We start from the raw sequence: 25,863 nt of genomic DNA, 5'->3' as shown, positions 1-25,863 counted from the left end.
GAATCCGTGGATGATCCTGAAAAGCCAAGTCGAATGGGCGCTGCACTGCTGCGCCATTCTCGCCGGCCTGCCCGAGGGGCGCTATCTCTCGACAAAAGCGCTCGCCGAATTCCACGGCCTTCCCAAGGAATATCTTTCCAAGGCGCTGCAAAGCCTGTCGCAGGCGGGCCTGGTCGCTACGACGCTGGGTCCGTCGGGTGGATACCGGTTGGCGCGGCCACCGGTCGAGCTGACCTTTCTCGACATCGTGGAGGCGGTTGAGGGCAAGGCGCGGACGTTTGTGTGCAACAACATCCGCGAGAACAATCCGTGTCGTCCGCAGGGCTATTGCGAAAGCGGCCCTTGCCCGGTGGCGCGCATCATGTGGGAAGCCGATGAGGCCTGGCGTGAAAAATTGCGCGCCGTCAGGCTTTCCGACCTCACCGAGGCATTGGCGCAGGATATCCCCGCCGAACTCTGGAAGAACAGCTTCGAATGGGTGCTAGAGCGCGCCGGATGAACGCGAACGCATGACCGGCGCGGGCGGCAGGTCTCTCATCGCGGACAGTGCGCCGGCATAACTCTGGGGCGGCAGGGCAAGGGAAAGGCCGCTCACCTCGCAATGGCGATGGACAAGGTCGATCACCTCATTCCTCGCCGTCATCCGGTCGCCCGGACCGGCCACGTAAAAGAGCAGATCCATCCCGACTGCCACCGCGTCGATCTCCTTGAGCGCGACAAGCGGTGCCGGCTGCTGGATGATCCGTTGGCAGCTCGCGAGAACGGTACGCATGGCCGCTTCGATGACGTGCGGCGCCTGCGTGGCCGCGATCCGCACCGTCAGGGTCATCTGCTGCGTCGCGTCGGGACGGCTGAGATTGGTCAGGCTGAGCTTCGCCAGCACGCTGTTGGGCAGGACGACGATGTTGTTTGCGCCGGTCAGCAGATGCGTGGAGCGCCAGGTCGTCTCGACGACCCGTCCCTCCGTGCCGTCGCCGAGCATGATCCAGTCACTGAGCGTGTAGGGTCGCCCCAGCGTCAGCGCGATGCCGGAGAAGACGTCACCAAGCGTGTTCTGCAGCGCCAGTCCGACAATGATCGCGACCACGCCCGACGTTGCCGCCAGCGTTCCGATAGGAGCACCGAAAACGAAGCCTGTTATCGACAGCGCCACGCCGAGATAGATGGCAGCGACGACCAGGTCCTGGAGCATGCGCGCCTCTCGCGGCCGGTGTTCCAGGACAATGTAGAGGCGCACGAAACCGACAAGCGTCCAGGCAAGGTGTACCCACCAGAGGATGCGCGCGGACTTCGCCAGATACGCGACCGCGCCTTGAACATCTGTGAAATCTGTCTCACCCACCCAATGCGGCAGGATACCGCTGAGGCCGAGCACCGCGGTCATGCCGGCGAAGAACAGGATCTGGACGATCAGGCGCGCCATCGGACGCCCACGCCCCTGGAAACACCAGACGACAATGCCGGCAGCCCCGAGAAGGTTGATCAGGATCAGAGCCAGATGATCGCCGAACATGGACTCACTGGTGGATTTGAGCTTGCAGGCACGGCCGGACGCCAGGAAGGCGTCCGGCCTTTGCGCCTACTTCTTGACCGGATAGGTCAGTTCTTTCTGGGCGGTATCGACCACGAACACCGCCAGCAACTTCGCGGGCTTCGTCTTGCTGCCGTTCTCGCTCACGCTGTGGCGATCGCCCGGCATCTCCGAAAAGCTCTCGCCGGCCCTGTAAACCTTGACCGGGCCGTCATTGACCTGGTTGCGGATGGAGCCTTCCAGAACCGTCGCGTAGATGAAGGCGGAGCTTGGATGCGTATGCGCCGGCGAGGTGCCGCCGGGGCCATATTCGACCAGAATACCCTTGATGCTTTTGCCCGGAACATTCGGCAGTTCATGCTCATAGACGAGGGTGACCTTGGCGGCCTTCTCGCCCGCGTGATGGGCCTCAGCGGCTCCGGCCGGGCCGGCCAGTGCTGCCGTCATGACGAGAGCGGCGGCGATTGACTTGATCATCTGAAAACTCCTTTTTGTGTTGAGCGATGTGCCGCGCCTGAGCCAAGGCACATCTGGCGGTCACTTCCGCGCCGAGGTGGGAAACCACTGCTCGAAGGTGATGCGGCCAAGGCGGGGATTGTTGTCGGAGACGAGCGAAGTGTCGTTCAGCCGCGCGCCGAAGTAGAGCGCCTCCGGATCGGCCACCACCTCGCGAGGATCGCCGACAGCCTTGAGGTAGCGGGCGACGAGCTCGCTCATGCGTACGCGCTCCGGACCCGAAATCTCGATCATGCCGTTGATCGGTGCCGCGAGCGCGACACCGGCCATGACGTCGGCGACGTCGTCGGATGCGATGGGCTGCACATAGGCCGGCGACAGATGCACGGCCTCGCCGACAGTGCCCGACTTGGCGATGCCGGCCAGGAATTCCATGAACTGCGTGGAATGAACGATGGTGTAGGGAATGCCGGAAGCCTTGATCAGGTTCTCCTGGACGAGTTTGGCACGGAAATAGCCGCAATCCTGCAGGCGCTCGGTGCCGACAACCGAGAGCGCGATATGGTGCCTGACGCCGGCGACCTTGTCTGCCGCGAGCAGGTTGCGGCCCGACGTCTCGAAGAAGTCCATCGCCGCCTTGTCCTCGAAGGAGGGTGAGTTGGCGAGGTCGATCACGACCTCCGCGCCTTCGAGCGCTTCCCGCAGGCCTTCGCCGGTGATGGTGTTGACGCCGGTATTCGGCGCGGCGGCAATCACCTCGTGGCCCTGCTTGCGCAGGCGTTCTGTGGTCTTGGAACCGATGAGACCGGTGCCGCCGATGATGACGATTTTCATAATAGTCTCCGTTTGCGGACGCACTGTTGCGCCGCATCGATTGATGGGTTTGATCAGGGAAGGGTTAGTTCAGGCCGGCCTTGTCGAGACCGTAGGCCTTGTCCGCGGAGCCCGGCACGGTCTTGAAGGCGACGTTGACGCGGTTCCAGGCATTGATGGACATGACCGAGAAGGTGAGGTCGGAGATTTCCTTCTCCGAAAGCTGCCCGCGCACACGCTCGTAGAGCTCGTCCGGGATGCCACCTTCGGGGAGTTTGGTGATGGCCTCGGTCCAGGCAAGGGCGGCGCGTTCACGGGGAATGAAAAGGGTCGATTCCCGCCAGACGGCGACATGATGGAGCCGCAGCTCGCTCTCGCCGTGGATCTTGGCTTCCTTGACATGCATGTCGAGGCAGAAGGCGCAGCCATTGATCTGGGATGCCCTGATATGGACCAGGTCGCGGATCTTCTCTTCGATGGCGCCGTGTGTCTCGGCCATGCTGAGATCGATGAGCTTCTTGAACAATTCAGGCGATTGCTGCGCGGCATTGAGGCGCTGTGTCATGGCTTGCCCCTATTTGTGGATACCGTATGTCCTTAAGGACAATTAATATCCATAATAGCTGGACAGTAAAGCGCCACTCGCCTAGGATGCCGACATAAGGCTTATGTCGAAAAGTATGAGGGCGAGGATGGACGTCGTATCGGCGTTGCGAACGTTCCTGCGCGTGACGCAGACAAAATCCTTCTCGGCGGCTGCCCTCGACCTCAATCTGACGCAGCCGGCCGTATCCCGACAGGTCTCGGCTCTGGAGGCGCATCTGAAGACCCGCCTTCTGCACCGCACGACGAGCGCGCTCGCCTTGACGGCGGAGGGTGAACAGATGCTGCCGATGGCGCTGCGCGTGATCGAAGCGGTCGAAGCACTCGGCCAGGCCAACGGCGCCGAAGCGGCGGCCGTATCCGGAAAGGTGAGGCTCAGCCTGCCGACGCCGCTCGGCTTCTTCATCAGCGATCGCCTGGCAACGCTGCTGGAGCGCCATCCGGCACTTCAAGTCGAATTGCTCCTCCGCGACGAGCCGTCCGACCTGGTCGCGAACGCAATCGATCTCGAGGTACGGCTCGGGCCGGTCGGTGACAGCAGCCTGATGTGCCGCCGGATCGGCTGGACAACAGCCTTTCTCGTCGCCTCGCCAGCCTATCTCAAGGGACGCGACGCACCGCGAACTCCGCAAGACACAAGGGATCATTCCTGCATCTGTTACAGCCGTGGCGGCGACGGCCGGTCATGGTCCTTCTCCAGCGGAGCGGATGAAGTTGTTCTGCGCATCGAACCTCGCCTTGTCGCCAACAATTCAATGGCCGTCCATCGGGCAACACTGGCTGGAAGCGGGCTTGCGGTGCTCTCGCATATCCTGGCCGGGCCGGACATCGAAGCAGGCAGACTGGTCAGGCTGATGCCGGACTTTCCGCCGACACGCCTGCCGATCAACGTCGTCTATCCATCCCGCCGGAATATACCGCTGCGTGTGACGACGGTCCTCGACTTTCTTGTCCAGGCCGTGCGCGACGACATCCTGATGTCGTCGGCGGCGCCCTCGCCGACCATCCCTATAACGTCGCCCCGCGCTCCGGCGCCGGACGCGCCCTACTTCTTGCCCTGCGGATAGATCGTCTCGCCGCGCTTCAGCATCGCCACGAAGGTCTCGATCTTCTTCCGGCGGCCGGCCTCGGTCTTCATGTTGTGGGTGCGGAAGGCGAGCGAGAAGCGGTTCTGTGCGCTGAGTTTCTCCAGCATCGCCTTCGCCGCTGGTTCGGCATCGATCGCCGCCTGCAGATCGTCAGGGATTTTCATCTCCTTGCCGCTGCCATAGGCGCGCGCCCAGCGTCCGTCGGCCTTGGCCGCCTCGACCTGGCTCAACCCATGCCCGGTCATGCGGCCCTCATCGACCAGCCGCGCGACATTGTCGATGTTTATCTTGCTCCAGATGCTCTTCTTGCCGCGCGGCGTGTAGCGCTGGAGAAAACTCTTGTCGTCCAGCCCCTTGCGCACCGCGTCGATCCAGCCGAAGCACAGCACGACGTCGATGGCCTCTTTCGGCGTGATCGACTTCAGCCCCGATCCGACCTTGTGCACCTTGATCCACACCTCGCTTTCCGTAGCGTGGTGCTGACCGAGCCAGGCATAGAAACTCGCCGCATCGGGGAACTCCCGGACCTTGTCGGGATCGACCTTGACCGGCGCCATCAGCGGGCCTGCCGGGTCAGAATTGTTGTCGCTGTCGCCACCGTCATCATGCCTCCGTCATCGTGCGATTCCCGGCATTATGGCATGGTCCACTGTCGGTTTTCGTCAGCAGCGGGACACGCTGCCGCGAAGCAACGGAACGCACCATCCATCGCCGCGTTGCGGCGGGAGCGCAACCGACCAGATGGACGAGCGCGACACTTCCCTCACCGTGCTATAGGACCACAGACGCCACGCGGGGGATACGTCACAATGAAATCTCTGCTCTTCGCCCTTGCCTTGTTGCTGCCGACCGTGGCCCTCGCCGAGCCTATCGAAACCCGCAAGATCATCACCGCGCTGACCGGCGACTTCAATGGCGACGGTGCGCCGGACCTTGCCATGGTGGTCGAGACCAAGCCGGGCAGCCCGATGGACATCCACTTCTTCCTCAGGGATATCGAGCACAATTACCTCAAGCCCGTCGAAATCGTACGCGAACAGATCGGTGGCGAGTGGAACGGTTACGACCGGCCGGGCTATGAGAACTCCGACACCGAGCCGGAGCTGACGATGCTGCCCAACGGCTCGATCAAATTCTATCTGCCGGCGCCGGAGATCGGCAGCGAGCGCACCAACCAGACGCTGACCATCGCCTACCGCAACGGCGCCTTCATCGTTGCCGGCTTCGCCTACGATTCCGATGATTACCTACAGGAGAATGCCGCCAGTGCCTGTGACTACAATGTGCTGACCGGCAAGGGCACCAGCTCGAAGCAACAGCCGGACGGCAGCACCAAGCACAAGACCGTTTCGGCTGAAGGCCAGATCGTTGCCTTCAAGGACTGGAATTCAGGCAACGCCTTCTCCGCTTGCCAGGAATAAGCGGCGCGCCCTGCCCCTTCGGCCGGCATCACACCGGCGGCGGTGCTGCCGGTGTCAGCCCGTGGCGGCGCATGATCTCCATCATCTTGGCCTTGTCCGGCGGGCCACCGGCAGCGGCGTTGAGCAAGCCGAAGGCTTCGCGGAAATAGTCCGGGCCGATCGCCGCCGGCGTGATGACGCACAGCGCCTTCGCGTCTCGGGTGCCATTGTTGTCGAAGCGGTGAACGGCGCCGCGTGGAATGCACAGCGCCTCTCCCGGTCCGACCTCGATCGGCTTGCCGTTCACGGTCCAGGTCAGAACCCCGTCAATGCCGTAGATCGTTTCCTCGTAGTGGTCGTGGCTGTGCGCCGGCGCAGGCAGGCGCTGTGCGCCTGGCACCATCAGCTCGAAAGCGGCGACACTGCCATTCGAATTTTCACCCGATACCAGGAAGCGGACCGACAGCCCCTTGGTGCCGATGGTCTCGTTGGCTGGATTGACCTGAAGATTCATCACGGACATTGCGCAAACCCCTCCGGTAAATTACATTTACTAGATATCAGTAAACTCAATTTACCGGATCGTCAATGGCCACCTCCACCGAAGTTCTCCAGACCAAGACCGAGAACCTTTTGATCGGCGCCCTGCTGCGCGTGCCGGCACAGGCGATCCAGCGCCGGCTGATCAAGGAACTCAACGCCGCCGGTTTCGACGAATTGCGCCTGCCGCACATGGCCGTGCTGCAGTTTCCCGGCCCGGACGGCGCGCGCCCTGGCACCATTGCCGAGCGTGCCGGCATGAGCAAACAGGCCATCAACCAGTTGCTCAGCAGCCTCGAAGGCTACGGCTATCTCGTCCGCTCCGACGGCGAAGGCAGCGCGCGCGTGGTGCACTCCACCGAACGCGGCCACGCCGCTTTCTGGAAGATGGTCGACATATTGCGCGACATCGAGGAGGAGTGGCGGAGCGAGCTCGGGCCGGAGCGCTTCGACCAGCTGAAGGCGCTGCTGTTCGTCGTCTGGGACAGCCCGCTGGTGCGCTGAGCGGGACGTGCTCTGCGGGCACCATCGGCCTCTCCGATAACACCATCGGTTTCTTCCGTTTTCCCTCGGCACACCGACCTGCCAATCCCCTGCCCTTGTCCCAATCCAGCAAAGGCAGAGCGACATGAGCATTTCAAACCAGAAAATCCTGATCGTCGGCGGCGGCTCCGGCATGGGCCTGGCGTTGGCCAGGCGCTGCGTCGAGGCCGGCGCCGAAATCGTCATTGCCGGGCGCGGTGAGGACCGGCTGCAGCAGGCGCGCGAGGAACTCGGCAATCCCCCCGGCCTGGAGGTGGCCGTGGTCGACATCGCGCGGGAAGACCAGGTCGCGGACCTGTTCGCGCGCATTGGCGGGCTCGACCACATCGTCAGCACGGCGGCCGACATCGAAGGCGCCTACAGGCTGTTGCCGGAGCTTGACCTCGAGGCGGCGCAACGCGCGGTCGACAGCAAGCTCTTCGGCCCGCTGCTGCTTGCCAAGCACGGTGCCCCACGGTTGGCGGTGAACGGCTCGATGATCTTTGTCTCCGGCATCGCCGCCTACCGGCCGGCGGCGCGCGGCTCGGTCGTCGCCGCCGTCAATGCAGCACTTGAAGGGCTGGTGCGGGCACTTGCCGTCGAACTCGCGCCGATCCGCGTCAACGCCGTCTCGCCGGGCTGGGTCGACACCACGATCTGGGCGCAGGTCGCCGGCGACCGCAAGGCCGAGATGCTGGCCGCGATGGCCGAGCGGCTGCCGGTCGGCAGGATCGGCCAACCCGACGACATCGCCGACGCCATTTTCTTCCTGATCGGCAATGGTTTTACCACCGGAACGACGCTGCATGTGGAAGGTGGACACCGGCTTGTCTGAACCGGATCGGCATCGGGAACTGCTTTCAAAGCAAGACCTTGGGACGGCTTGTCGATTCGGGCTCTGAACTGGTTTGAGAGGGTTCCGGTGTCAGTATATCGCGCGCGGCGGCGAGCAACTGCCGCAGCGCCGGCGGCTGGACGCGCCGGCGTCGCCAGATCATCGTCAGCGGTGCCGCCTGTGCCAGGCCGGGCCACGGCAGTTCGACAAGATCGCCACGCGCCAGCGCGTCGTTGACGGCAAGGCGTGGAACGAGGCCGAGGCCAGCGCCCGTCGCCACCAGCCGGGCAATGGCGCCGATGCTGCCGACTTCGGCGGCAGGTTTGGGCGGAGCCATGTCCGCCTCGGCAAAAGCGCTGTCGAACATGTGCCGGTAGATGCATCCGGGCTCCGTCACCACGAAGCGCAGCGCGGCAAGGTCTGCCAGGTCGCGCGGCGCGGTGGCTTGCCCGGGAGCGGCAACCAGAACCAGCGGTTCGGTCCCTATCGTGCGCCTGGCCAGGCGTTCATCGGTCGCGACCGTCTCAGCATCGCGACGCTCGAAGCAGAAGGCGACATCGATGTCGCCATCCCTGAGCAGGCGCCGCAGCGTGCCGCTGTCGGTCACCTTCATCCGCACGGTGATGTCGGGATGGCTGGCCTGGAACACCGGCAGCCATGGCGCCAGCCTAGCCGAGGCGATCGTTTCCAGCGCACCGATGGTCAGCGGTCCGCTTGTCTGTCCCGCCGCCGCCAGCACGGCCGCACGTCCCTCGCCATCGAGCCGCAACAGCTCTTCGGCGATCGGCTTCAGCGCCAACCCTGCCGGCGTCAGCTCCAGGCCGGATTTCGAGCGCGTGAACAAGGCGGCACCAAGCTCAGCCTCCAGCGCCTGGATCTGGTCGCTGACACTCGACTGGGCGAGGTTCACCGCCTCGGCGGCGCGGGTGATGTTGCGGCTACGCGCCACCGCAAGGAAGGTTCTGAGCAGTCTTGGATGCATTGCCGACGCAACGCGGCTACTGCAGCTGCGGCTTCTTCAAAAAGCTGCCCCGGTCGGCGGATTTCACCCGCAGCCAGGTCTCGCGGCCATCGCGCACCACCCGCATCGGGATCTCGGCGCCGGCCGAGCCGCTGTCCCACAGCTTGCGATAGAAATCGGCGAGCCCGTCGACCGCGCCGTCGCGGACCTCGGAGATGACATCGCCCTGGCGCAGGCCGGCCTTGGCGGCCGGGCCGCCTTCGGTCACGCTCATCACCACCACCTTGCCGTCGCTTTCGGCCGACAGGGCGCCGAGCCACGGACGCGGCGGCCTCGGCCACCTGGCCACGCGTCAGGAGATCGTCGAGGATCGGCGGCAACAGATCGATCGGCACCACCATGTTGATATCGGCGACCTCGCCGGCGCGGCTCATCTGCAGGCGCAGCGAGCCGATGCCGAGCAGCGCGCCATCGGCGCCAAACAGCGGCGCGCCGCCCCAGGACGGATGCGCGGGCGCGATGAAGATCGCCTCGTCGAGCAGATACTCCCAATAGCCGGCGAATTCCTGCTTGGTGACGATCTTGGCCTCGACAGCCCGGCCGATGCCGTCGGCAAGCACCACCGCGTCGCCGATACGAGCCTTGCCGGCATCGCCGAGCGCCACGGCCGGCAGCCCGGTCGGCGCCAGCGCCTGGACCAGGCCGAAGCCCGATTCCTGGTCATAGGCCAGCGCGTGCGCGGGGATGACGCGGCCGTCATGCGCGGTCAGCCAGACCTCTTCTGCCTCGGTGATGAGATAGCCGATGGTCAGCACCAGCCCGTCGTCACGGATGACAACGCCGCTGCCCTCCCGGAGCGTGCCCAGCGCGCCGGCCGTAAAAGCATCCTCTGGGACGGTCGCGCGCACGGCAACGACGGAGCGCGGATTGGGATTGATGGTCATGATTTTGTCCTGCGATGCATATGCCCTGACGGCTTCTTCTATAGGTATGCCGTTGAGAGGAGCGCGCAAGGGTGCGGAGCGCGGTTCTTCCTTCTCCCCCTGTGGGAGAAGGTGGCCTCGCGAAGCGAGGTCGGATGAGGGGTGCTCCAGCTTGGCAAGGACGGCACTCCGTCACCCACCCCTCAACCGTCTCGGCGCGGTGCGCCGATCCACCTTCTCCCACAAGGGGAGAAGGGAAAACCGCGCCAACATTGACAATAGTTCAACGCAAGTTGAACTTCCGCCTCCGCAGCCCTAGCTATGGATGGATCTGCCCATCCCGTCCCACGCTATCTTCCCCACGAGGCCCGACATGACAGACTACACCCCGCCGAAAGTATGGACCTGGAACAAGGCAAATGGCGGCGCCTTTGCCAGCATCAACCGGCCGATCGCCGGGCCGACCCATGACAAGGAATTGCCCGTCGGCAAGCACCCGCTTCAGCTTTATTCGCTGGCGACGCCGAACGGCGTCAAGGTCACGGTCATGCTGGAAGAACTTCTGGCGCGCGGCCACAAGGGCGCCGAATACGACGCCTGGCTGATCAAGATCAACGATGGCGACCAGTTCGGCAGCGGCTTCGTCGAGGTCAACCCCAACTCCAAGATCCCGGCTCTGATGGACCGCAGCGGCGCCACGCCTGTGCGCATCTTCGAGTCCGGCTCGATCCTGGTCTATCTCGCCGAGAAATTCGGCGAATTCCTGCCCACCGAACAGCCGGCGCGCGCGGAAGTGCTGTCCTGGCTGTTCTGGCAGATGGGCTCGGCGCCGTATCTTGGCGGCGGCTTCGGCCATTTCTACGCCTATGCGCCGCAGAAATTCGAATACGCCATCGACCGCTTCGCCATGGAAACCAAGCGCCAGATGGACGTGCTCGACCGCCGGCTGGCGGAAACTGAATATCTCGGCGGCAAGGATTACTCGATCGCCGACATGGCAGTGTGGCCCTGGTATGGCGGGCTGGCGCTCGGCCGCATGTACAACGATTCCGCCGACTTCCTGTCGGTGCAGGAATACAGCCACGTGCAGCGCTGGGCCAAAGCGATCGACGCGCGCCCGGCGGTCAAGCGCGGCCGCATGGTCAACCGCGCCTTCGGCGAACCGGCCCTGCAGCTGCACGAGCGCCACGACGCCAGCGATTTCGACACCAATACGCAAGACAAGCTGGCGGCTGAATAGACCGCCACAAGGCCGACAAGAAAAACCCGCCACGAGATTGGTGGCGGGTTTTTAAATGCCAGTTGTTGCAACCGTTAGTTCAGAACCTCGACGATCTGACGGGTCTCGGGGTCGACGAGCACAGTCTGGTCGTTGATGACGGCGACGCGGTATTTGACGTCAGGCACCTCACGCAGTTCGACCGTGTCCGGCACCGGCGAGCCGAGCTTGAGCTCGAGGCCCAGCAGATTGACCGACGCCAGCGGCTGTTTCTTGACGTATTGACGAACGACCGTCTCCTGCTCCGGTTGAATCACGACCCGCTGCGCCGGCTGGACAACGACGACGTCTTCAGCCAGGGCCGCACCAATGCCACCCATCAGAACGATCGCGGCCGCCGCACTCGAAAGATAATATCTCATAACAAATCTCCTTGTTAGCTATCTGGGTTCCGCCCTGCAGGAAAACTCGGCCATCATCGCAAGGTTCCATTCCAATTCATGGAATAAATATACGACAATCCGGCAAATGCCGATTTTGATTGTTTTCGCGTACGAGCGCACAAACCCATATTTTTCTTCAAAAATTCGGGAAATACCAAGGGTATCGCGCAAGATAGACTTTCCTCGAAGGCGCATCTGAGGTGCTTCTTGCGAAGGGAACGCGATCCGCTGATTGCCTTAGCGATAGCCAACGTAGAGCGCACGGTGTCGTTCCAGATGCCGTCGTCCAAGGCGTGAAAAAAGGCCCGCCCTGCCGGGAGCAGGGCGAGCCTTACACTGTGCCGGCGGAGGTGGCAGCCTCACCGGGTCACATATGGAAAACGCCGGTGCCGGCATCCGGTTCCAGCCACCGAGTGGCGTGGCCTTCGTTCGATGCAACCATGTCGCCGCGATGACGTTGTCCCGCGCATTTCACCGATAAACCTCTCAAGGACGATCGCGACATGGCTCCCCGACCCTCCGTGACCAGGCATCCCTTCACGCTGATGTTTGTCGTCATCGCGCTGATGGCGCCGTTTGCCGGCCTTGCCTGGCGCACCCGCGAATGGATGGGCTGGTAGCCGCAGCCGCCACTGCTGGTCGATACCGGGCGCCCGGCCTCACAGCCAGCCGCCGTCGCGATGCAGCGGCGGAACAGCGTCGACCTCATCCTGGCTTGTCGCCTCGTGCGCGCGGTTCGCGCGGTTGAAGATCAGCCGCACGACGAGCACGAAATAGCCAACCTGCAGGACAACCAGCACCGCTATCGTCCAGGCAAGCGCCTCCCAGAAAGAACCGGTGGCGATATAGGTCCAGACTGCGACGATAACGGTCGTTGCCGACATCCCTACGAGAAACGGTCCAAAATACATCGATGCTCAAAGCCGCCGAAACCGCCCCGGTTCGAACGACTCCCTTCCCGAACTCCCATTGCCCGCACACAAGGTTCCATTATTTTAGCAACTTCGCAAGTATGTGATCGGTCGGTTCCGCAACGGCTGTTGCGCGTTGGCTTGGTCCGGCGCAATTTGATGCTCACGGGCTGACATAACGGAGAAAACAAGTCCGCGGGGATGGGGGAATGACGCTCAAATTGATCGGGGCCGGTTTCGGCCGCGCCGGCACGTGGTCGACTTTTGCCGCGCTGAACAGGCTCGGCCTGCCTTGCTATCACATGCAGGAAGTGATCATGAACAAGGCCAACAAGGGCCATCTCGATTTCTGGCGCAAGGTGGCCAACAGTCCGCCCGGCAGCCAGCACGACTGGGACCGTGTCTTCGCCAACTATACGGCGACCGTCGACAATCCCGGCTGCTGCGTGTGGAAGGAATTGCTGGCCACCTATCCCGATGCCAAGGTGCTTTTGACCTTGCACCCGCGCGGCGCCGAGGCCTGGTACGAAAGCACGATCGATACGATCTACTTCACCGAGAATGTCTGGCAGTTCAAGATCCTGGAATGGCTGACGCCGTTCGGGCGGAAATTCGGCGACATGTCGCGCAAGTTGATATGGGGCCGCACGCTGGACGGCGTGATGGGGGACCGCGACAGGGCCGTCGCGAGATACAACGCCTATATCGATGAGGTGAAGGCGGCGGTGCCGCCGCACAAGCTGCTGGTCTACAAGGTGACCGAAGGCTGGGCGCCGCTCTGCGAATTCCTCGGCGTGGCGCTGCCCAACGATCCCTTCCCCAACCTCAACGACCGCGAGACGATCAAGAAGATCATCCGCGACATCATCAAGGGGTCGTACATCATGCTTGGGCTGGCGGTCGCCGCTGTGGTGGCGGTGCTTGCCGCGCTGTGGTGGTGGCTGGGGTAGCTGCGCCTGGAACCCGAAGCGCGAATTGCGCCCGACCCCTTTGCCGCCGAGACCCTTTGCCGCCAATACTGGGAACCAACAGCTGCACCCCGAGTTTCGCCTTCAGTCTTTCATGGATTGGAGGCCAGCATGGCACCGCGCAGCAAACCACGCACCGACGATGACGACAGCCCTGAAGTCGAGGGGCCGGCCATCGAGCAGCTGGACCGGGACGCGGTCAAGGGCGGCCAAATCCTGCCCGACTCCGTGCCGGAAAACGGCGACATGCGCTACGGCGTCGAAAAGGACGGCGACCTGCCCGAGGAAGACGACGACAACGCACTCCAGGACAGCGACGACGCCTTGCCCGACGATGAGGAAGAAGCCGCGATCAAGCGGCACCCGACGCGCGAGGGTCGGTTCGACGAGACGTGAGGGCTGGAAATTACCGGCCCCTTTCCTGCGCTACCACCGCTTTCTCCCCCGCAATGTCGGCGTAATCCCTCCGGGCTAACCCCGCTCCCACAACAGCCGTGTGGGATGCATCTTGATTTTCGAAACGAGCGAGCACGCCGGGTTGCGGGAAACCGCTGGCGTCTTCAGTCAGATCCTTGGCCTTTGCGGACGGCTGGGGGTGCGGCAATCCAGGATTTTCCTCACCCGCTTCGCCTGCAAGCCGGTGAGCTCTTTCAAATGGTTCCGCTTTCTCGCGGGTTTCCGGCGGCGGCACGGGCTGGGCCGCCCGCATGACGATCTCATGCGCAAGAAGCCCTACAAATTCTTCGCCCTAGGGCTGCCCGGCCATCGCGGCTTCGACCTTCTGGTCGACCACTTCAATCTGGCAGCGGCGGGCCTGCCACGGGAAATGCTTGAGGCGGCCTGGCGCGGGCGGGCGATCGACATCGGCCAGGTCACCGGGCGACGCGATGCCTATGCGCTGACCATGCGTCTGTCCGTTCATTCCGGCACCAGCCACGAAGGCGCCTTCTCGATAAGGCTGACGCGACAGAGTGACCGGCTCGACCTGGTCAGGTTGAGCTTCATCCTCTATCCCTTGGGCGCCAGCCCCTGGGCGCCAGCCGCTACACCGTCGCCATTGGCGGGCTTCAGGGCAGCAAGAAGCCGGAGGCCAAGCGTGCCGTCATCGACGCCACGCGCGACCTGGGCGGGCTCAGGCCCAAGGATGCGGCACTGCTGGTCATGGAAGGCATCGCCATCGGCGGCGGCTCCGATCAAGTCCTCGGCGTCTGCGATGCCAGGCACACCATCAACTTCCGCTCACCCGAAAAACGCGCCCGCAAGCGCGCCGACATGGACCGGTACTGGATCGATCGCGGCGGTTGCGAAGGCGGCGAATTCGGCTTCGCCATGCCGGTACGGAGCCGCGACATGGCAGCGCCGCTCAGCCGCCGCGATGTCTACAAGTTCGAATTCCTGGAGTTCGGCAAGCGCCTGTTTGCCGCACCGCCCAGGCTGAACGAGGTTCCACTTGACCTACCTACAGAAGGGTCATCGCCCGACGAAATGTGGAGGGCAGCACATCATTGCCGGATGACGGCGGGCCGTCATTTTACCCTTCCCAGCGCCCGAATTCGCCCCTCGACGGGGGACAGACATTATATCTCATTTGGCTAAAATAGCAGAACGTCCCATGGACATTGCCGGAACCGAACAAGGCCTCTCGGACCTTTGCTTAAGCCACCTAAGACCTTGGTCCTACAAGGAAACGCAAAGGGCCGATGCGGCTCGTCATCGGGAACATCCCGCCTTTGTCGTCGTTTGCCGCAAGGTCTCCGGACCGGACTGAATTTCGGAGGAAAGAGCGATGCACCATCGGTCCATTATCACCAGAACAGGCCACGGCCCGGGCACGGCGATCGCCGTGTTGATGGTCGGACTTGTGGCAGTCGGGATTGTGTTCCTCGTCCTGGGCGGTTTGCTCTATTTCGGCGAGCAGCAATCCAATGAACACGCTCTGTCTTCCGTGCCGGCCCGATCGGCCCAGGCAGCCGACCAGAGCGCGGCGGAGTGATCGGCCGGAGCGCCACTTTCTTTGCACAAAACCTTATTCACAATGGAAACCCAAAGTGAAAGCCAATCTTCTCTGCGCACTTCTCTTTGTCTCTGTGCTGTCCCCCGTCAACGTTGCCCCGACGCAGGCCGCCAGCCTCGTCATCACCACGGACAATGGCGGCATGGGCCGGCATCACTGGCGCGATCATCGCTGGCGCAAACATCACAACCGGCATTGCTTCGTAAAGGTCAGGAAGCATTGGCGCCACCACCACTGGGTCATCGAGAAGGTGCGGGTCTGCGATTTCGATCGCTTCTGAGCCATGCCGAGGATGGAATTGCCCAGGCGTCGTCGAAGGTTCCGTCTGAACGGGCAGACCTTGGCAGTGGCGGCTGCCTGGGGCGTGGCGGCGGTGGTTCTGGTGCTGATGGTGGCGGGCGCGGCCGGTTTTTGAAATCCGGCAGCGTCTATCCCTAGGGATGCCGCGCCTCCATCTTGCAATTACATTAGATACTACTAATGTAAAAGCCGCCGGCTCCCGCCAGAAGCCGGCGGGGCCTGGCGTGCTCCCTTTGCACCTGCCCGCCGGGCCCCTTCCGCCATCAACCCATGGCGTCAACGTGCCAGTACAGTCCCGCCCTTCGCCACCGCCCTGCCCCGGCGATACACCGTCCGATCCTTCGGCACCGCCACCACCGCCTCGGGCACGTGCTGCGCCCGCATGACGACGAAGTCGGCGCTGGCGCCAACCGCAATGCCGTAGCCCTCCAGCCCCAACGCCTTGGCGCCGGCGTGGGTCACCACATCGAAAGCGGCGGCCAGCTCGTGGTCCTCGTAGAAGCCGGAGCGGTAGCCGATCATGTTGGCCCGGTTCAGCATGTCGCCATCGCCATAGGGCCACCAGGAATCGCGGATGTTGTCGGAGCCGCTGAACACGGTGACGCCTTCCTGCCGCAGAGCCGCCACCGGCGGGAAGGCATGGTTGCCGGGCGCGTTGGTATTGATCGCCACGCCAGCGGCCGCCAGCATCGCACCGGCCTGCTTGAGCGCATCGGCTGGAATGTCGCCAAGCCCATAGGCGTGGCTGACGGCGACGTTTCCCCGCATGCCGAGCGCCTTTGTCCGCGCGGCGATCTCCTCGACCTGGAACAGGCCGAGCGTGTCGCCATCATGCAGGTGGATGTCGATGCCGGCGCCATGCTTTTGCGCCATGGCGAACACCACATCGAGATGGCCCTTCACATCGCGGTCGAAGCTGGCCGGGTCGAGCCCGCCGATGAGGTCGCAGCCAAGCTTCAGCGCCTCGTCCAAAAACTCCGCCGTGCCGGGCGAGGAGAGAATACCGCTTTGCGGGAAGGCGACGAGCTGGATGTCGATGAGGTCGCGGTATTCTTCACGCACGGCGAGGATGGTTTCGACATGTTTCAGCCCGACCGAGCCGTCGACCATGACATGGCTGCGCATGGCCAGGCTGCCATTGCCGATGCAGAGATCGAGCTGGTTTTTCGCCCGCTCCGCCATCGGCGCCGCGGCGGCGAGGTTCTGCGCCTGGAAGGCAACGCGCTCGCGCACGTCGAAACCGTTGGTGCAGGGAATGTGCGGGCGCCAGGCATCGCCATAGAACGAGGTGTCGAGATGGATATGCCCCTCGACGAAAGCCGGCACGACAAGCTGGCCGCCGAGATCGATGATGGCTGGGCCGGCGAGATCAGCCGGCGGCGCACTGCCGGCCGGCGCGATGGCGCTGAAGCGGCCGCCGGTGACAAAGAAATCCGCCAGCGAGCCATCGGCCAGTTTCGCGTTGCGGAAAATCGTCTGTTCGCTCATGGGCACCATCCCTGCTGAAAGCGCCAGTCCTCGCCGCCCGCCCGCCGCGGGTCAATGCGGCAGGCAAGAGAAACTGTTTCTCGGCAATTGTCCTGGCGAAGCAGGGCGCCGAATCCGCACTACGGCTCCTGCCTATTCCGCTATCACGGAAGTTTCGAACGCCCGGCAACGTGTCATGGTGTTGCTGCGGCGGTACGAGCCGCCCTGGTTGACGCGGGCGCCCAGCCATCCCAACAATGCGCCCCCCGTCCGCGTCGACCACGGCAAGCGTCCCAGACGACGCAGCCGCCGCGCGAGCGAGGATTCTCCAGCAGCGTCATTCGTTGCAGCTTCAGCCGTCGACCAGCGCCTTCGTGGTCACCACAGTCGCGCCGGCCGCGGTGAATTCACCATTGTGCCGGGTGATGATCTGCTCAGCGCTTTCCCTGGCGCTGTCCAGCGTGCTGTGGGCATCGGAAACCACGGTCACGCCGAGCCCTCTGGCGATCGCGCCCTTGACGGTCGCCGCCACGCAAAAATCGGTCTGCGCACCGAGGATCACCACGGCACCCGCGCCCTGCCCAGCGACCCAATCGCCAAAGGCCGGATTGCTGAAAGCATCGCGCACGGATTTGGCGAAGGTCGGCTCATCGTCGGCCTGGCCAAGGGCGGGCCAAACCGGCCAGCCCGGCTCACCCGGTGCCAGCGGGTCGCCCTCGGGTCCGTCATGCCTGACGAAAGCGACCTTGCGCCCACCGCGCCTTGCCCAGTCGATCACCGCACGGGCGCGCTCGGCAATGGCAGGCGCATCATGGATCGGCGGCTCATGCACACCGTCAAACATGCCGGTCTGGAGGTCGATGACGATAAGCGGCGCTTTGGCAGTGGGGCTGGGTTCTGACATGGGCGCGAACATAGCTTGGACGGCGGGAGGGTCAAGGACGGGAATGGCGGACGTGGCCGTAGTCACCCCGGCGCCCCAGCAAACAGGACCACACCATCGCCGCCGCTCGCCGGCCAATCCCTGATGGTGCGGTCGTAGCCGCCGGTCAGCACCGTGCCGTCGGGGGCGAAGGCCACGGCGTAGATCGGGCCGGTCTGGCTGTCGAACATAGCGATCTGGTTGCCGGTTTCCATGTCCCAAAGCCGCGCCGTGCCATCGAGCGAGCCCGACAGCAGGCGCTTGCCGTCGGCCGACAGCGCCAACGTATAGACCGTGCCTTCATGGCCTTCGAAACGCTTCACCTCGCGGCCGCTGTCGAGATCCCAGACCTTGATCGTCAGGTCGCCGCTGCCGGTGATTACATGGTGCCCGTCGGCGGTGAAGACGGCGCCATAGGTGCCCTGCTCGTGGCCGTGCCAACTGCGCAATTGCTTGCCGCTTTCGATGTCCCAGAGTTTCAGCGTACCGTCGATGCTGCCGCTCAGCGCCTGCTTGCCGTCGGGCGAGACGGCGACCGCGCTGATCGACCAGTCGTGCCCAGTCAGCACATGCAGCACGGAATTGTTGACGAGGTCCCAGACGATGACATTGCCGGTGTCGTGTCCGCTAACGGCGCGCTTGCCGTCCGGGCCGATCGCCAGCTTGTTGACGCCGCCATTCTGGCCGGACTGGAAGACATGCAGAACGGCACCATCGGCCAATTTGCGCAGCACGATCTCGCCATCGTCGCCGGCCGTCAGCGCGCTGACGCCGTCGGGCATATAGAGCGCGGTGCGCGCCATGTCCTTGTGGACGCCGAGATTGCGGATCAGGTGCTTGCCGCCAATATCCCACAGCTTGATCACATGGTCGGTGCTGGCGCTGAGGATCGAGCGCCCGTCGGGCGCCACCGCCAGCCAGACGACCGCGTCGCGATGGCCGTCGGGCTGCGTTGGCGCCGCCGGCGGCGGTGGCGGCAACGGCGCCACGGTGGGCGGCGGAATGACCGCGACCTCCGGCGGCGCGACAGGCGTTGGCGCAGGCGCGGCCACGGGCGGCGCTGCGGGTGCCGGCGGCGGGTTGGCAGCTACTGGTGGCGGAGCGGATGGCGCCACTGGCGGGGCCGGCGCAGGTGCCGGTTCGGGAGCCGGCGGTGCGCTGGCGACATCCTGGCCCTTCGGCTCAACGGGTTTGGGTTCGGCAAGTTTCGGTTCATCGGGTTTCGGTTCGCCAGGCTTCGGTTCGGCCGCCTTGGGCTGGCTGGGCTGGCTGGCGATCTCGCCACCATCATGCCACGGGCCGAACCGGTCGACGGCCAGCGCCGCCAGCACAATCAGCGGCAAGGCGAAAAAAACCTTGCGCAGGCCGGGCCTGCCGGTCTCCTGCACTTCGGCCGCGCGACCGAACAGCGGCGCCCCGGCCGGTTGCGCCGGCCGGCCCGGCAACAGGCCCGACCAGAACAGCAAGGCGCCGGCCAGGCAGGCAAATGTCGCCACGCAGAAAACCAGAATCCGCAAGGAGGCCGCATCCGCCAGCAGCCCGGCAGCGCCATGCCAGGCAAAGCCACCGGCGAGCGGATAGACCCGCACCAGGCAGGCCATGGCAACCGCAGCCAGCACGAGCGCCAGCACCCTGTCAGCCAATCTGTTCATCGCGCTCTCCGCCCGCGGATTTGGCGGAGATTATCAGCGCCGCCGTATACCGCAAAGCGCCGCCCTCGCTTCCTGCCCCATGTATATCACCTGACATATCCCGATTTGGGCCCGGGATATACATAGAAACAACGGCTTAAGCATGTCGGACCGCGCTTTAGAGTGTCGGTCTATGCGCAATCAGGCCGAAGCAATCGGCATCCCGGAACCAGAGTCTCCGATCTTCTGGTTGAGATAGTCTGGACTATCCCCAGCGCAACATTGACAGAAGATCGAGATGTGTCACACTCACGGCGGGATATAGTGGAGAGACTGCATCATGAAGAAGATTTATGAACGGCCTGCTTTGATCAAGAAGGGCAATTTGAAATCGATCACCGCCGCGACCAACGGCCCGGTCGTGACCTCGAATCCTGTGATACCGCAATAAGTCAGCCCGTCAGCATCAGGTCGTCCAGCACCATCTGCCAAGAGTGTTTCGTCGAAAGACGAACACGGGTTACCGCTTTGAGCATCGGGGCGTAGTGCAGCGGCGTCAGCGCCGACAGCGCCAACTGATCGCTGGCGACCAGCTGCTCGCCCAGCCAACACTCGATCAGCGCCATCTCCCCTTCAGACTTCAGCCACGCCGCGCTCAGCAGCACTGAGTGGAAACCAAACGGGGTTTCGCGGCTGAACTCGGCCGGGTAGCCGCTGCTGGTATAAGCGACGTGATCGCCCGAGACATTGCCGTTGACATAGCCTTCGCTGCCCTTGGTGTGATCCTGCGCCATGGCGTTGAGGTTGCACCATTGCAGCCCGGCATGGCCGCACGGGATCTTGCGGAAGCCACGCCCCGTGACGTCGTCGAAGCCGATCGTCCGCAGCGGGGCCTCGTTCGGCAGTGTTTGCGATGACAACAGCCCGAGATCGGTCGGATAGGGCGAAAGCGCAAGCTGCCGGTCAAGCCCGCCGCCGGAAATCACCACCATGTCGGCCTCGCCGGCAAGGTCGAGCCGGAAGGGTAAACCCGGCGCCAGCGCCCGGCTCTCCAGCTCTTGCCCATTTGCCATCACCGACAGTGTCGCGGTGCCGCCCGCCGCCATCCTGCCGGCCAGGCAGCGCGGCGGCGCCAGGCCGACCGGCTGCGGCAGGTCCTGCGACACCAACCCGGCGGGCGAGCCGGGCGCCAGCCGGAAATCCTGCGATTGCGTCTCGTTGGCAGTGGGCGAGCGCCAGCCCGGCGGCATCGAAACCGCGAACCGGTAGGTGCCGGGCGCGCGGATCATGGCGTTGGCCGAAGAAATCGACATGGCGAAGTTGGCAAAGCCGCCATTGTTTGTCCTGGTCGAAGCGACGAAGCCGCCCTGCCCGTCGAACAGCCGCACCATGATGCCGGCCATCGGCCGGTCGCCAACGCCGTATTTTCCGTCGCGGTCGACATCGAAATAGACGAAGGACGAGTAGTTGACGGTGCCAGTGCTGCGCTCCCAGTCGCTGCGCACGGCATAGTCGTTGGCCGGATCCGCACGGCGTTGGGTGCGGCGCCGGACACGCGCCTTGCGCAACAGCCAGACGACGCATGCCGCGACCGCAATAAGGACGGCGGCCGCGAGCAGGATGTCGACGAGGCTGAAATCATGCATGGCGGGCAGGCTTCGATAGTGGCCGTTCGCGGCTGTCAGACATGCAATGCATCAAACGCCCCCGATGCTGATCCATCGCCAGAGTAGCGCGAGATGGCGCCTGCGCAAAAGCACTGTGCGGCCTTCGAGATTGGCTAGAATGATCCGACGTCCAATCTTGCGTCAGCTTCGCCGGGCACGACCGGGAACAATACACCCTTCACCTTAACTCCACCCACACGGGCGCGTGGTCGCTGGCGCCGTCCTGCCCGCGCACGTCGCGGTCGATGCCAGCCGCTTTCAGCCGGCGGGCGAGCGTCTTCGACAGCAATATGTGATCGAGCCGCAGGCCCGCGTTGCGTGGCCAGCGGTTCCGGCGGTAATCCCAGAACGTGTAGAGCGTCTCCTTCGGATAGACCTTGCGCAGCGCGTCGGTCCAGCCCTGCTCGATGAGCGCGGCGAAGGCGGCGCGGCTTTCCGGCTGCACCAGCGCATTGTCGTCATAGGAGCGGGTGGCATAGATGTCGCGCGGCTCGGGCACGATGTTGTAGTCGCCGGCCAGCACCACAGGCAGGCCGGTATCGATAAGCTGTTCGGCATGCGCCGCTAGCCGCGCGTGCCAGGCGAGCTTGTACTGAAATTTCGGCCCTGGCTGCGGATTGCCGTTCGGCGCATAGAGGCAAGCGATGACAATGCCGTTCACCGCTGCCTCGATGTAGCGGCTTTGCGTGTCGGTATCGTCGCCGGGCAAGGCATCGCGGGTCAGGACGGGTTCGGATCCTCGCGCGAGGATGGCGACGCCGTTCCAGGTCGGCTCGCCCTTCCACACCGCGCCGTAACCTGCGTCGGCCAGCGCGGTACGCGGAAACTGCATGTCGCGGGCCTTGAGTTCCTGCAGGCAGACGACATCCGGTTTGGCCGCAGCCAGCCATGCCAGCAGGTTTTCCAGCCGGCTGTTGATGTTGTTGATGTTGAAGGTGGCGATTTTCATTGGCGGATCAGGAGGCCACGCTGCCTACCCAACCCTTCACCGTCTCCGCCAGCGTCTTCAGATGATCGGCGGTCGAGAACCCCGAAATGCTCTTGCGCGGCTTGAGATCATGGTCGCCATCCTCCAACCACACCACCTCGATGCTGTCGGAGAGCTCGTAACCGGCCACCTCGTCCTTCGTGCCGAACTCGTCGCGCGTGCCTTGAAAGACCAGCGTCGGCGTCTTCAACCCGGCGAGATGCTTTGTCCGTAATTGCTCGGGCTTGCCGGGCGGGTGGAAGGGATAGCCAAGGCAGACCAGCCCCGAGATTTCACCCTTGGCGAATATCTCGTCCGCCACCATCGAGGCGACACGCCCGCCCATCGACTTCCCGCCGATGATGAGCTTGCCCACCACGCCCCTGGCTCTGAGGTCGGCGATCGCCTTGATGTATTCCGGGTTCACGGTCTCGGCGCGCGGCGGCGGTTTGCGCTGACCGTAGCGGCGCGCCGCCATGTAGTGGAATTCGAAGCGCGCGACCTGGAAGCCGGCGGCGGCAAAAGCCTTCGCGGTGGCGGTCATCGAGGGCGAATCCATCGACGCGCCGGCGCCATGCGCGAGCAGGATGGTGACGGGGGCGGTGTCGTCGCCGTCGAAGAGGACGCTGGTCATGGGGCGGTCTTTTCCGAGAGGTCGCGTTCCTTCACACCCCCTCTGTCCTGCCGGACATCTCCCCCGCAAGGGGGAGATCGGCAGCTTTGACGTTCCACCCACCTTCCAGTGTCGATGATTGGCGAAAGCGATGGCGATATCCAATCTCCCCCTTGCGGGGGAGATGTCCGGCAGGACAGAGGGGGTGTTCAAGCACCAGCATCAGTCCCTCACCCCGCCGTCCGTGCCAACTGCATATCCACGAACTGCACGCCCCTGGCCGCCACCCCGGCCCATTCCGACTCCGGATCGAGCTCCAGATAGCGCACCCACAGCCGGCGCGCTTCCAGCAGATTACCGGCATCGAATTCCACGCGCGCCAGGTTGAACACCGGATCGGCATAGCTCTTGTCGAGCGCGATCGCTTTCTGCAGATGTCGTCGCGCTGAGGCGTCGCGGCCTTGCTCGCTCATCAGCCCGGCAAGGTTGAACCAGGCTTCGACAAAGGCCGGGTCGAGTTTTATCGCCCTGGCATAGTCATGCGCGGCGTCCGCCGCGTGGCCGCCGGCGCGCAGGCAGTTGGCGCGGTTGAAGGCGGCGATGGCGTCGCTCGGGTCGATGGCGAGGCAGCGCTGGTAGAGTGCGGCAGCACCGTCATGGTCGCCGCTCTCCTCCACCGCTTCGGCCTCGGCAAACAGCTCTTCCAGCGTGTCGTCGCTCTGTGCCGCGGCACCCAGGTCGAACAGCAGCTGCCCGTCGAGTTCGCTCTGGCCGCCTTCGAGATAGATCGCGTCAGGCCTGCCATGCTGCGAGCCGACATTGAGCGACTTGGCGGTGAGCGAGGCGACCGGTCCGGAGCGGTGCACCGAACGCGCGATCGCCCCCCATGTCGCACCGCCGGCCACCAGTCCGGCATATTTGCGCGCCAGGATCAGGTCGCGGAAGGAATAGGGTTCGTTGTCATGCTCGAAGGCATCGAACAGCGACAGCAGGTCGAGATCGGCGCCGGACAGGCGCGATTGCTCAATCAGCGATTGCCTGGACAGCGAGGACGCCTCCGGCGCCTTTATCAGCCCGAGCAGGCGCAAAAAACCGTTCTCGCTGAGCAGCATGCGCCCGGCCGCACGCTCGGCGGCGACGCGGCGCTCGATCCCGGCATCGCCGTTTTTCGTCAATCCAGCCTTGGCAAGCAGCGCCCGGCCGAACACGACATGCGTGGTGCGCCTTGTGATGCCGCGCCGGAGCTGGCCGTGCTGGCGCTCGACCTCGCGACCCGCCAACCTCAGCGGAAACGCCGCCAGCGCGCCGATGGTGCCAAAGACGGCGCCCGCCGGTGCCGTCATTTCTTGCTCTTGCCGACCGCCTTCAGCAGACTGGCCTTCAGCGGATTTTCAGGCGCACCACCCGCTGCCGCCTTTTTGGCGGCGGGCTTGGCCGCCACGTCGTCGGCCTTGCTCTTCGACTTGGCTGGCGGCTTCGACTGCGACAGGCTGGCCTTCAGCGCATCCATCAGATTGATGACATTGCCGCGCTCGGGTGCCGCCGCGATGATCGGCTTGTGGCCCTTCAGCTTCTCGCGGATCATCGCCATCAGCGCGATCTCGTAGCGGTCCTCGTAGTTCTTCGGATCGAAGGTGGTTTCCTTCTGCTTGATCAACGCTTCGGCGAGCTCAAGCATTTCCTGGTCGGGCTTGCCGGCAGGGATGTTGCCGAAATACTCAACCGTGCCGCGCACTTCGTTCGGGTTCCTCAACGTGCACACGAACATCCCGTTCTCGCGAGCGCCGATCGTCACCACGCGTTCGCGGCTCGACAGCACCAGCCGGGCGATCGCCAGCTTGCCGGATTTCCGCATGGCTTCGCGCAGCACGGCGAAAGTCTCCTCCGCCATCGCCCCATCCGGCGCCATGTAGTACGGCGCGTCCTGATAGATGACGTCGACCTCGCCCTCATCGACGAAGGCCTCGATGTTCATCGTGTGGTTGGATTCGATGCGCACCGCGTCGAGGTCGGCATCATCGATGATGATGTACTGCTTGTCCTCGTACTCATAGCCCTTGACCAGGTCCGAGCGCTCGACCAGCCCGAGTTCCGGATCGACCGGCTTCATGTTGATGCGGTTGTGGGTCTTCTTGTGCAGCTGATTGAACGAGATGCGCTCGCTGGTGGTCGTTGCGGGGTATAGCCGCACCGGACAGCTGACGAGGCTGAGCTTGAGATAACCCTTCCAACTTGCCCTGGGCGCCATGATATACTCCTACGCGGCCATGCACTGACATTTTAGCTTGAGCATGATCTTATCCGAAAACCGGTTCCCACTTTTCGGGATCATGCTCTCTGCAGCGCTTTTCGTCCGAAGGACGAACGAGGCTGCGCAAATCCTACACCGACCCCGCACAATACCGGCAAATCCCTGACGAAATCTTCCGCTACGCTTTTGAGGTCGTTGCGAGAGAATAATTCAAATTGTCGGAAGCGTCGATGGCACCCAGCCCCTTCGGATCAAGCCAAGTAGATGACCCCGCATCCCTTTCCTTCGTCATCCTAGGGCGGAGCAAGGAGCGAAGCGACGCGGCGCAGACCCTAGGATCCATGCCGTGACTCTCAAGCGTCGCTACGGTTCAGAATTCTGATCCGCCGTATTCCACGACCACCATCACGGCATGGATCCTCGGGTCAAGCCCGAGGATGACGAAGCGTGAGGTGGCCTCACCATCCAGTTCCACGAAACAGTTCGAACCAGTCTGGATTCGCCTTTTCGATCAGGTCGATCTTCCATTGGCGCGGCCAGCGTTTGAGCGACTTCTCCCGCTGGATGGCGTCGGTGATGTCGAAGTATTCCTCATACCAGACCAGTCGTTGCACACCGTATTGACTGGTGAAGCGCGAGCCTTCGCCTGACTTGTGCTCCGGCATGCGGCGGCCAAACACCGATGTAGATCGTGCCGCGTTTCTGACTCGCGGTCATGTAGACGTAGCCGGTCATGCGACGACTTTAGCTGGCGTTATAGTCGGCGGCCATTCTGAGCAGCCGCATTTTACGGCCAACGTCACGGCATGGATCCTTAG

The 25,863-nt window shown here is 63.9% G+C and carries 30 protein-coding genes and 3 pseudogenes; 13 read left to right on the top strand and 20 right to left on the bottom strand.

Annotated features, from left to right (window positions below; all coding sequences use genetic code 11):
• Nucleotides 1–10: 10 nt before the first annotated feature.
• A complete protein-coding gene (locus AC56QX_RS16575) occupies nt 11–499 on the top strand; it encodes an RrF2 family transcriptional regulator (protein ID WP_497117395.1) in 489 nt (162 codons plus the stop codon).
• On the opposite strand, the gene AC56QX_RS16570 is transcribed toward AC56QX_RS16575, so the two are convergent.
• From AC56QX_RS16570 to AC56QX_RS16555, 4 genes are all read right to left on the bottom strand, one after another.
• On the bottom strand, nt 482–1,513 hold the full coding sequence (locus AC56QX_RS16570; protein ID WP_497117393.1) for a mechanosensitive ion channel family protein: 1,032 nt from the start codon (nt 1,511–1,513) through the stop codon (nt 482–484). The genes AC56QX_RS16575 and AC56QX_RS16570 overlap by 18 nt on opposite strands.
• A gap of 66 nt (nt 1,514–1,579) precedes the next feature.
• The gene (locus tag AC56QX_RS16565; RefSeq protein WP_497117391.1) at nt 1,580–2,008 is read right to left on the bottom strand and encodes a cupin domain-containing protein; all 429 of its coding nucleotides are present in this window, start codon (nt 2,006–2,008) and stop codon (nt 1,580–1,582) included.
• 60 nt (nt 2,009–2,068) lie between these two features.
• Nucleotides 2,069–2,821, bottom strand: coding sequence for an SDR family oxidoreductase (locus tag AC56QX_RS16560; RefSeq protein ID WP_497117389.1), 753 nt, complete (start codon nt 2,819–2,821; stop codon nt 2,069–2,071).
• Nucleotides 2,822–2,885: 64 nt separating this feature from the next.
• Nucleotides 2,886–3,365, bottom strand: coding sequence for a carboxymuconolactone decarboxylase family protein (locus AC56QX_RS16555; RefSeq protein ID WP_497117388.1), 480 nt, complete (start codon nt 3,363–3,365; stop codon nt 2,886–2,888).
• A gap of 127 nt (nt 3,366–3,492) precedes the next feature.
• Here AC56QX_RS16555 and AC56QX_RS16550 point away from each other — a divergent pair, with 127 nt between their 5' ends.
• Nucleotides 3,493–4,470 (top strand): LysR family transcriptional regulator, encoded by a 978-nt coding sequence (locus AC56QX_RS16550; protein WP_497117386.1) that lies wholly within the window; start codon nt 3,493–3,495, stop codon nt 4,468–4,470.
• Here AC56QX_RS16550 and AC56QX_RS16545 read toward each other — a convergent pair.
• Nucleotides 4,449–5,048: a YdeI/OmpD-associated family protein gene (locus tag AC56QX_RS16545; protein ID WP_497117384.1), complete on the bottom strand. Its 600-nt coding sequence runs from the start codon at nt 5,046–5,048 to the stop codon at nt 4,449–4,451. The two genes, AC56QX_RS16550 and AC56QX_RS16545, sit on opposite strands and share 22 nt — an antisense overlap.
• A 252-nt stretch (nt 5,049–5,300) precedes the next feature.
• On the opposite strand from AC56QX_RS16545, the gene AC56QX_RS16540 reads away from it, so the two are divergent.
• Nucleotides 5,301–5,912: a hypothetical protein gene (locus AC56QX_RS16540; protein ID WP_497117382.1), complete on the top strand. Its 612-nt coding sequence runs from the start codon at nt 5,301–5,303 to the stop codon at nt 5,910–5,912.
• Between the two features lie 28 nt (nt 5,913–5,940).
• On the opposite strand, the gene AC56QX_RS16535 is transcribed toward AC56QX_RS16540, so the two are convergent.
• Nucleotides 5,941–6,414 (bottom strand): cupin domain-containing protein, encoded by a 474-nt coding sequence (locus AC56QX_RS16535; protein ID WP_497117380.1) that lies wholly within the window; start codon nt 6,412–6,414, stop codon nt 5,941–5,943.
• A gap of 65 nt (nt 6,415–6,479) precedes the next feature.
• On the opposite strand from AC56QX_RS16535, the gene AC56QX_RS16530 reads away from it, so the two are divergent.
• Both AC56QX_RS16530 and AC56QX_RS16525 read left to right on the top strand, forming a co-directional pair.
• Nucleotides 6,480–6,935, top strand: a complete 456-nt coding sequence (locus AC56QX_RS16530; RefSeq protein ID WP_475459600.1) for a MarR family winged helix-turn-helix transcriptional regulator — start codon at nt 6,480–6,482, stop codon at nt 6,933–6,935.
• A gap of 124 nt (nt 6,936–7,059) precedes the next feature.
• Nucleotides 7,060–7,788, top strand: a complete 729-nt coding sequence (locus tag AC56QX_RS16525) for an SDR family oxidoreductase (RefSeq protein ID WP_497117378.1) — start codon at nt 7,060–7,062, stop codon at nt 7,786–7,788.
• A 25-nt stretch (nt 7,789–7,813) separates the two neighbouring features.
• Here the strand turns inward: AC56QX_RS16525 and AC56QX_RS16520 are convergent, their stop codons facing one another.
• The gene (locus tag AC56QX_RS16520) at nt 7,814–8,770 is read right to left on the bottom strand and encodes a LysR family transcriptional regulator (protein ID WP_497117377.1); all 957 of its coding nucleotides are present in this window, start codon (nt 8,768–8,770) and stop codon (nt 7,814–7,816) included.
• A gap of 16 nt (nt 8,771–8,786) precedes the next feature.
• A pseudogene (locus tag AC56QX_RS16515) lies at nt 8,787–9,693 on the bottom strand (S1C family serine protease).
• Nucleotides 9,694–10,045: 352 nt separating this feature from the next.
• Here AC56QX_RS16515 and yghU point away from each other — a divergent pair.
• The gene (gene yghU, locus AC56QX_RS16510) at nt 10,046–10,912 is read left to right on the top strand and encodes a glutathione-dependent disulfide-bond oxidoreductase (protein WP_497117375.1); all 867 of its coding nucleotides are present in this window, start codon (nt 10,046–10,048) and stop codon (nt 10,910–10,912) included.
• Nucleotides 10,913–10,986: 74 nt separating this feature from the next.
• Here yghU and AC56QX_RS16505 read toward each other — a convergent pair whose 3' ends face one another.
• Complete coding sequence (locus AC56QX_RS16505) at nt 10,987–11,313, bottom strand: DUF1236 domain-containing protein (RefSeq protein ID WP_497117373.1); 327 nt, start codon at nt 11,311–11,313, stop codon at nt 10,987–10,989.
• Nucleotides 11,314–11,993: 680 nt separating this feature from the next.
• Nucleotides 11,994–12,245, bottom strand: coding sequence for an exopolysaccharide production repressor protein (locus AC56QX_RS16500; protein ID WP_497117372.1), 252 nt, complete (start codon nt 12,243–12,245; stop codon nt 11,994–11,996).
• Nucleotides 12,246–12,454: 209 nt separating this feature from the next.
• On the opposite strand from AC56QX_RS16500, the gene AC56QX_RS16495 reads away from it, so the two are divergent.
• Entirely contained in the window at nt 12,455–13,195 is a 741-nt protein-coding gene (locus AC56QX_RS16495) for a sulfotransferase family protein (protein ID WP_497117370.1), read from the top strand.
• A gap of 129 nt (nt 13,196–13,324) precedes the next feature.
• Nucleotides 13,325–13,609, top strand: coding sequence for a hypothetical protein (locus AC56QX_RS16490; protein WP_497117368.1), 285 nt, complete (start codon nt 13,325–13,327; stop codon nt 13,607–13,609).
• 10 nt (nt 13,610–13,619) lie between these two features.
• Here AC56QX_RS16490 and AC56QX_RS16485 read toward each other — a convergent pair whose 3' ends face one another.
• A complete protein-coding gene (locus AC56QX_RS16485) occupies nt 13,620–13,922 on the bottom strand; it encodes a hypothetical protein (protein ID WP_497118087.1) in 303 nt (100 codons plus the stop codon).
• Here AC56QX_RS16485 and AC56QX_RS16480 point away from each other — a divergent pair.
• The 4 genes and pseudogenes from AC56QX_RS16480 to AC56QX_RS16465 form a co-directional block, all read left to right on the top strand.
• A pseudogene (locus tag AC56QX_RS16480) lies at nt 13,809–14,165 on the top strand (DUF535 family protein); the annotation flags it as partial. The gene AC56QX_RS16485 and the pseudogene AC56QX_RS16480 sit on opposite strands and share 114 nt — an antisense overlap.
• A 77-nt stretch (nt 14,166–14,242) precedes the next feature.
• Complete coding sequence (locus AC56QX_RS16475) at nt 14,243–14,809, top strand: DUF535 family protein (protein ID WP_497117784.1); 567 nt, start codon at nt 14,243–14,245, stop codon at nt 14,807–14,809.
• A gap of 190 nt (nt 14,810–14,999) precedes the next feature.
• Nucleotides 15,000–15,206: a hypothetical protein gene (locus tag AC56QX_RS16470; RefSeq protein WP_497117366.1), complete on the top strand. Its 207-nt coding sequence runs from the start codon at nt 15,000–15,002 to the stop codon at nt 15,204–15,206.
• A 55-nt stretch (nt 15,207–15,261) separates the two neighbouring features.
• Nucleotides 15,262–15,507: a hypothetical protein gene (locus tag AC56QX_RS16465; protein WP_497117364.1), complete on the top strand. Its 246-nt coding sequence runs from the start codon at nt 15,262–15,264 to the stop codon at nt 15,505–15,507.
• 296 nt (nt 15,508–15,803) lie between these two features.
• Here AC56QX_RS16465 and AC56QX_RS16460 read toward each other — a convergent pair whose 3' ends face one another.
• The 3 genes from AC56QX_RS16460 to AC56QX_RS16450 form a co-directional block, all read right to left on the bottom strand.
• Nucleotides 15,804–17,015 carry an amidohydrolase family protein gene (locus tag AC56QX_RS16460; RefSeq protein ID WP_497117362.1) on the bottom strand — a complete coding sequence of 404 codons (1,212 nt, stop codon included), beginning with the start codon at nt 17,013–17,015 and terminating at the stop codon, nt 15,804–15,806.
• A 331-nt stretch (nt 17,016–17,346) separates the two neighbouring features.
• Nucleotides 17,347–17,898, bottom strand: a complete 552-nt coding sequence (locus AC56QX_RS16455; protein ID WP_497117360.1) for an isochorismatase family protein — start codon at nt 17,896–17,898, stop codon at nt 17,347–17,349.
• Nucleotides 17,899–17,960: 62 nt separating this feature from the next.
• The gene (locus tag AC56QX_RS16450; protein WP_497117358.1) at nt 17,961–19,568 is read right to left on the bottom strand and encodes a WD40 repeat domain-containing protein; all 1,608 of its coding nucleotides are present in this window, start codon (nt 19,566–19,568) and stop codon (nt 17,961–17,963) included.
• Nucleotides 19,569–19,887: 319 nt separating this feature from the next.
• Here AC56QX_RS16450 and AC56QX_RS16445 point away from each other — a divergent pair, with 319 nt between their 5' ends.
• Entirely contained in the window at nt 19,888–19,998 is a 111-nt protein-coding gene (locus tag AC56QX_RS16445; protein WP_497117356.1) for a putative RiPP precursor, read from the top strand.
• A gap of 1 nt (nt 19,999) precedes the next feature.
• On the opposite strand, the gene AC56QX_RS16440 is transcribed toward AC56QX_RS16445, so the two are convergent.
• From AC56QX_RS16440 to AC56QX_RS16415, 6 genes and pseudogenes are all read right to left on the bottom strand, one after another.
• Nucleotides 20,000–21,193 carry a hypothetical protein gene (locus AC56QX_RS16440; protein ID WP_497117354.1) on the bottom strand — a complete coding sequence of 398 codons (1,194 nt, stop codon included), beginning with the start codon at nt 21,191–21,193 and terminating at the stop codon, nt 20,000–20,002.
• Between the two features lie 199 nt (nt 21,194–21,392).
• Nucleotides 21,393–22,163: an exodeoxyribonuclease III gene (locus AC56QX_RS16435; protein ID WP_497117351.1), complete on the bottom strand. Its 771-nt coding sequence runs from the start codon at nt 22,161–22,163 to the stop codon at nt 21,393–21,395.
• Nucleotides 22,164–22,170: 7 nt separating this feature from the next.
• Nucleotides 22,171–22,815 carry an alpha/beta hydrolase family protein gene (locus AC56QX_RS16430; RefSeq protein WP_497117349.1) on the bottom strand — a complete coding sequence of 215 codons (645 nt, stop codon included), beginning with the start codon at nt 22,813–22,815 and terminating at the stop codon, nt 22,171–22,173.
• Nucleotides 22,816–23,024: 209 nt separating this feature from the next.
• Nucleotides 23,025–24,137: a tetratricopeptide repeat protein gene (locus AC56QX_RS16425; protein ID WP_497117348.1), complete on the bottom strand. Its 1,113-nt coding sequence runs from the start codon at nt 24,135–24,137 to the stop codon at nt 23,025–23,027.
• On the bottom strand, nt 24,134–25,042 hold the full coding sequence (gene ku, locus AC56QX_RS16420) for a non-homologous end joining protein Ku (protein WP_497117346.1): 909 nt from the start codon (nt 25,040–25,042) through the stop codon (nt 24,134–24,136). The genes AC56QX_RS16425 and ku overlap by 4 nt, the downstream gene beginning before the upstream one ends.
• 461 nt (nt 25,043–25,503) lie before the next feature.
• Nucleotides 25,504–25,780 (bottom strand): annotated as a pseudogene (locus tag AC56QX_RS16415) (GIY-YIG nuclease family protein).
• Nucleotides 25,781–25,863: the final 83 nt, after the last annotated feature.

This window comes from Mesorhizobium sp. RCAM 06353 (assembly GCF_059683585.1).
This window is presented reverse-complemented; position numbering and strand designations above follow the sequence as displayed.

What these genes read in the sequence shown, in the direction of transcription:
- AC56QX_RS16575 (WP_497117395.1), top strand. Translation starts at nt 11, where the DNA reads ATGATCCTGAAAAGCCAAGTCGAATGGGCGCTGCACTGCTGCGCCATT.
- AC56QX_RS16570 (WP_497117393.1), bottom strand. Translation starts at nt 1,513, where the DNA reads ATGTTCGGCGATCATCTGGCTCTGATCCTGATCAACCTTCTCGGGGCT.
- AC56QX_RS16565 (WP_497117391.1), bottom strand. Translation starts at nt 2,008, where the DNA reads ATGATCAAGTCAATCGCCGCCGCTCTCGTCATGACGGCAGCACTGGCC.
- AC56QX_RS16560 (WP_497117389.1), bottom strand. Translation starts at nt 2,821, where the DNA reads ATGAAAATCGTCATCATCGGCGGCACCGGTCTCATCGGTTCCAAGACC.
- AC56QX_RS16555 (WP_497117388.1), bottom strand. Translation starts at nt 3,365, where the DNA reads ATGACACAGCGCCTCAATGCCGCGCAGCAATCGCCTGAATTGTTCAAG.
- AC56QX_RS16550 (WP_497117386.1), top strand. Translation starts at nt 3,493, where the DNA reads ATGGACGTCGTATCGGCGTTGCGAACGTTCCTGCGCGTGACGCAGACA.
- AC56QX_RS16545 (WP_497117384.1), bottom strand. Translation starts at nt 5,048, where the DNA reads ATGGCGCCGGTCAAGGTCGATCCCGACAAGGTCCGGGAGTTCCCCGAT.
- AC56QX_RS16540 (WP_497117382.1), top strand. Translation starts at nt 5,301, where the DNA reads ATGAAATCTCTGCTCTTCGCCCTTGCCTTGTTGCTGCCGACCGTGGCC.
- AC56QX_RS16535 (WP_497117380.1), bottom strand. Translation starts at nt 6,414, where the DNA reads ATGTCCGTGATGAATCTTCAGGTCAATCCAGCCAACGAGACCATCGGC.
- AC56QX_RS16530 (WP_475459600.1), top strand. Translation starts at nt 6,480, where the DNA reads ATGGCCACCTCCACCGAAGTTCTCCAGACCAAGACCGAGAACCTTTTG.
- AC56QX_RS16525 (WP_497117378.1), top strand. Translation starts at nt 7,060, where the DNA reads ATGAGCATTTCAAACCAGAAAATCCTGATCGTCGGCGGCGGCTCCGGC.
- AC56QX_RS16520 (WP_497117377.1), bottom strand. Translation starts at nt 8,770, where the DNA reads ATGCATCCAAGACTGCTCAGAACCTTCCTTGCGGTGGCGCGTAGCCGC.
- yghU (WP_497117375.1), top strand. Translation starts at nt 10,046, where the DNA reads ATGACAGACTACACCCCGCCGAAAGTATGGACCTGGAACAAGGCAAAT.
- AC56QX_RS16505 (WP_497117373.1), bottom strand. Translation starts at nt 11,313, where the DNA reads ATGAGATATTATCTTTCGAGTGCGGCGGCCGCGATCGTTCTGATGGGT.
- AC56QX_RS16500 (WP_497117372.1), bottom strand. Translation starts at nt 12,245, where the DNA reads ATGTATTTTGGACCGTTTCTCGTAGGGATGTCGGCAACGACCGTTATC.
- AC56QX_RS16495 (WP_497117370.1), top strand. Translation starts at nt 12,455, where the DNA reads ATGACGCTCAAATTGATCGGGGCCGGTTTCGGCCGCGCCGGCACGTGG.
- AC56QX_RS16490 (WP_497117368.1), top strand. Translation starts at nt 13,325, where the DNA reads ATGGCACCGCGCAGCAAACCACGCACCGACGATGACGACAGCCCTGAA.
- AC56QX_RS16485 (WP_497118087.1), bottom strand. Translation starts at nt 13,922, where the DNA reads ATGCGGGCGGCCCAGCCCGTGCCGCCGCCGGAAACCCGCGAGAAAGCG.
- AC56QX_RS16470 (WP_497117366.1), top strand. Translation starts at nt 15,000, where the DNA reads ATGCACCATCGGTCCATTATCACCAGAACAGGCCACGGCCCGGGCACG.
- AC56QX_RS16460 (WP_497117362.1), bottom strand. Translation starts at nt 17,015, where the DNA reads ATGAGCGAACAGACGATTTTCCGCAACGCGAAACTGGCCGATGGCTCG.
- AC56QX_RS16455 (WP_497117360.1), bottom strand. Translation starts at nt 17,898, where the DNA reads ATGTCAGAACCCAGCCCCACTGCCAAAGCGCCGCTTATCGTCATCGAC.
- AC56QX_RS16450 (WP_497117358.1), bottom strand. Translation starts at nt 19,568, where the DNA reads ATGAACAGATTGGCTGACAGGGTGCTGGCGCTCGTGCTGGCTGCGGTT.
- AC56QX_RS16445 (WP_497117356.1), top strand. Translation starts at nt 19,888, where the DNA reads ATGAAGAAGATTTATGAACGGCCTGCTTTGATCAAGAAGGGCAATTTG.
- AC56QX_RS16440 (WP_497117354.1), bottom strand. Translation starts at nt 21,193, where the DNA reads ATGCATGATTTCAGCCTCGTCGACATCCTGCTCGCGGCCGCCGTCCTT.
- AC56QX_RS16435 (WP_497117351.1), bottom strand. Translation starts at nt 22,163, where the DNA reads ATGAAAATCGCCACCTTCAACATCAACAACATCAACAGCCGGCTGGAA.
- AC56QX_RS16430 (WP_497117349.1), bottom strand. Translation starts at nt 22,815, where the DNA reads ATGACCAGCGTCCTCTTCGACGGCGACGACACCGCCCCCGTCACCATC.
- AC56QX_RS16425 (WP_497117348.1), bottom strand. Translation starts at nt 24,137, where the DNA reads ATGACGGCACCGGCGGGCGCCGTCTTTGGCACCATCGGCGCGCTGGCG.
- ku (WP_497117346.1), bottom strand. Translation starts at nt 25,042, where the DNA reads ATGGCGCCCAGGGCAAGTTGGAAGGGTTATCTCAAGCTCAGCCTCGTC.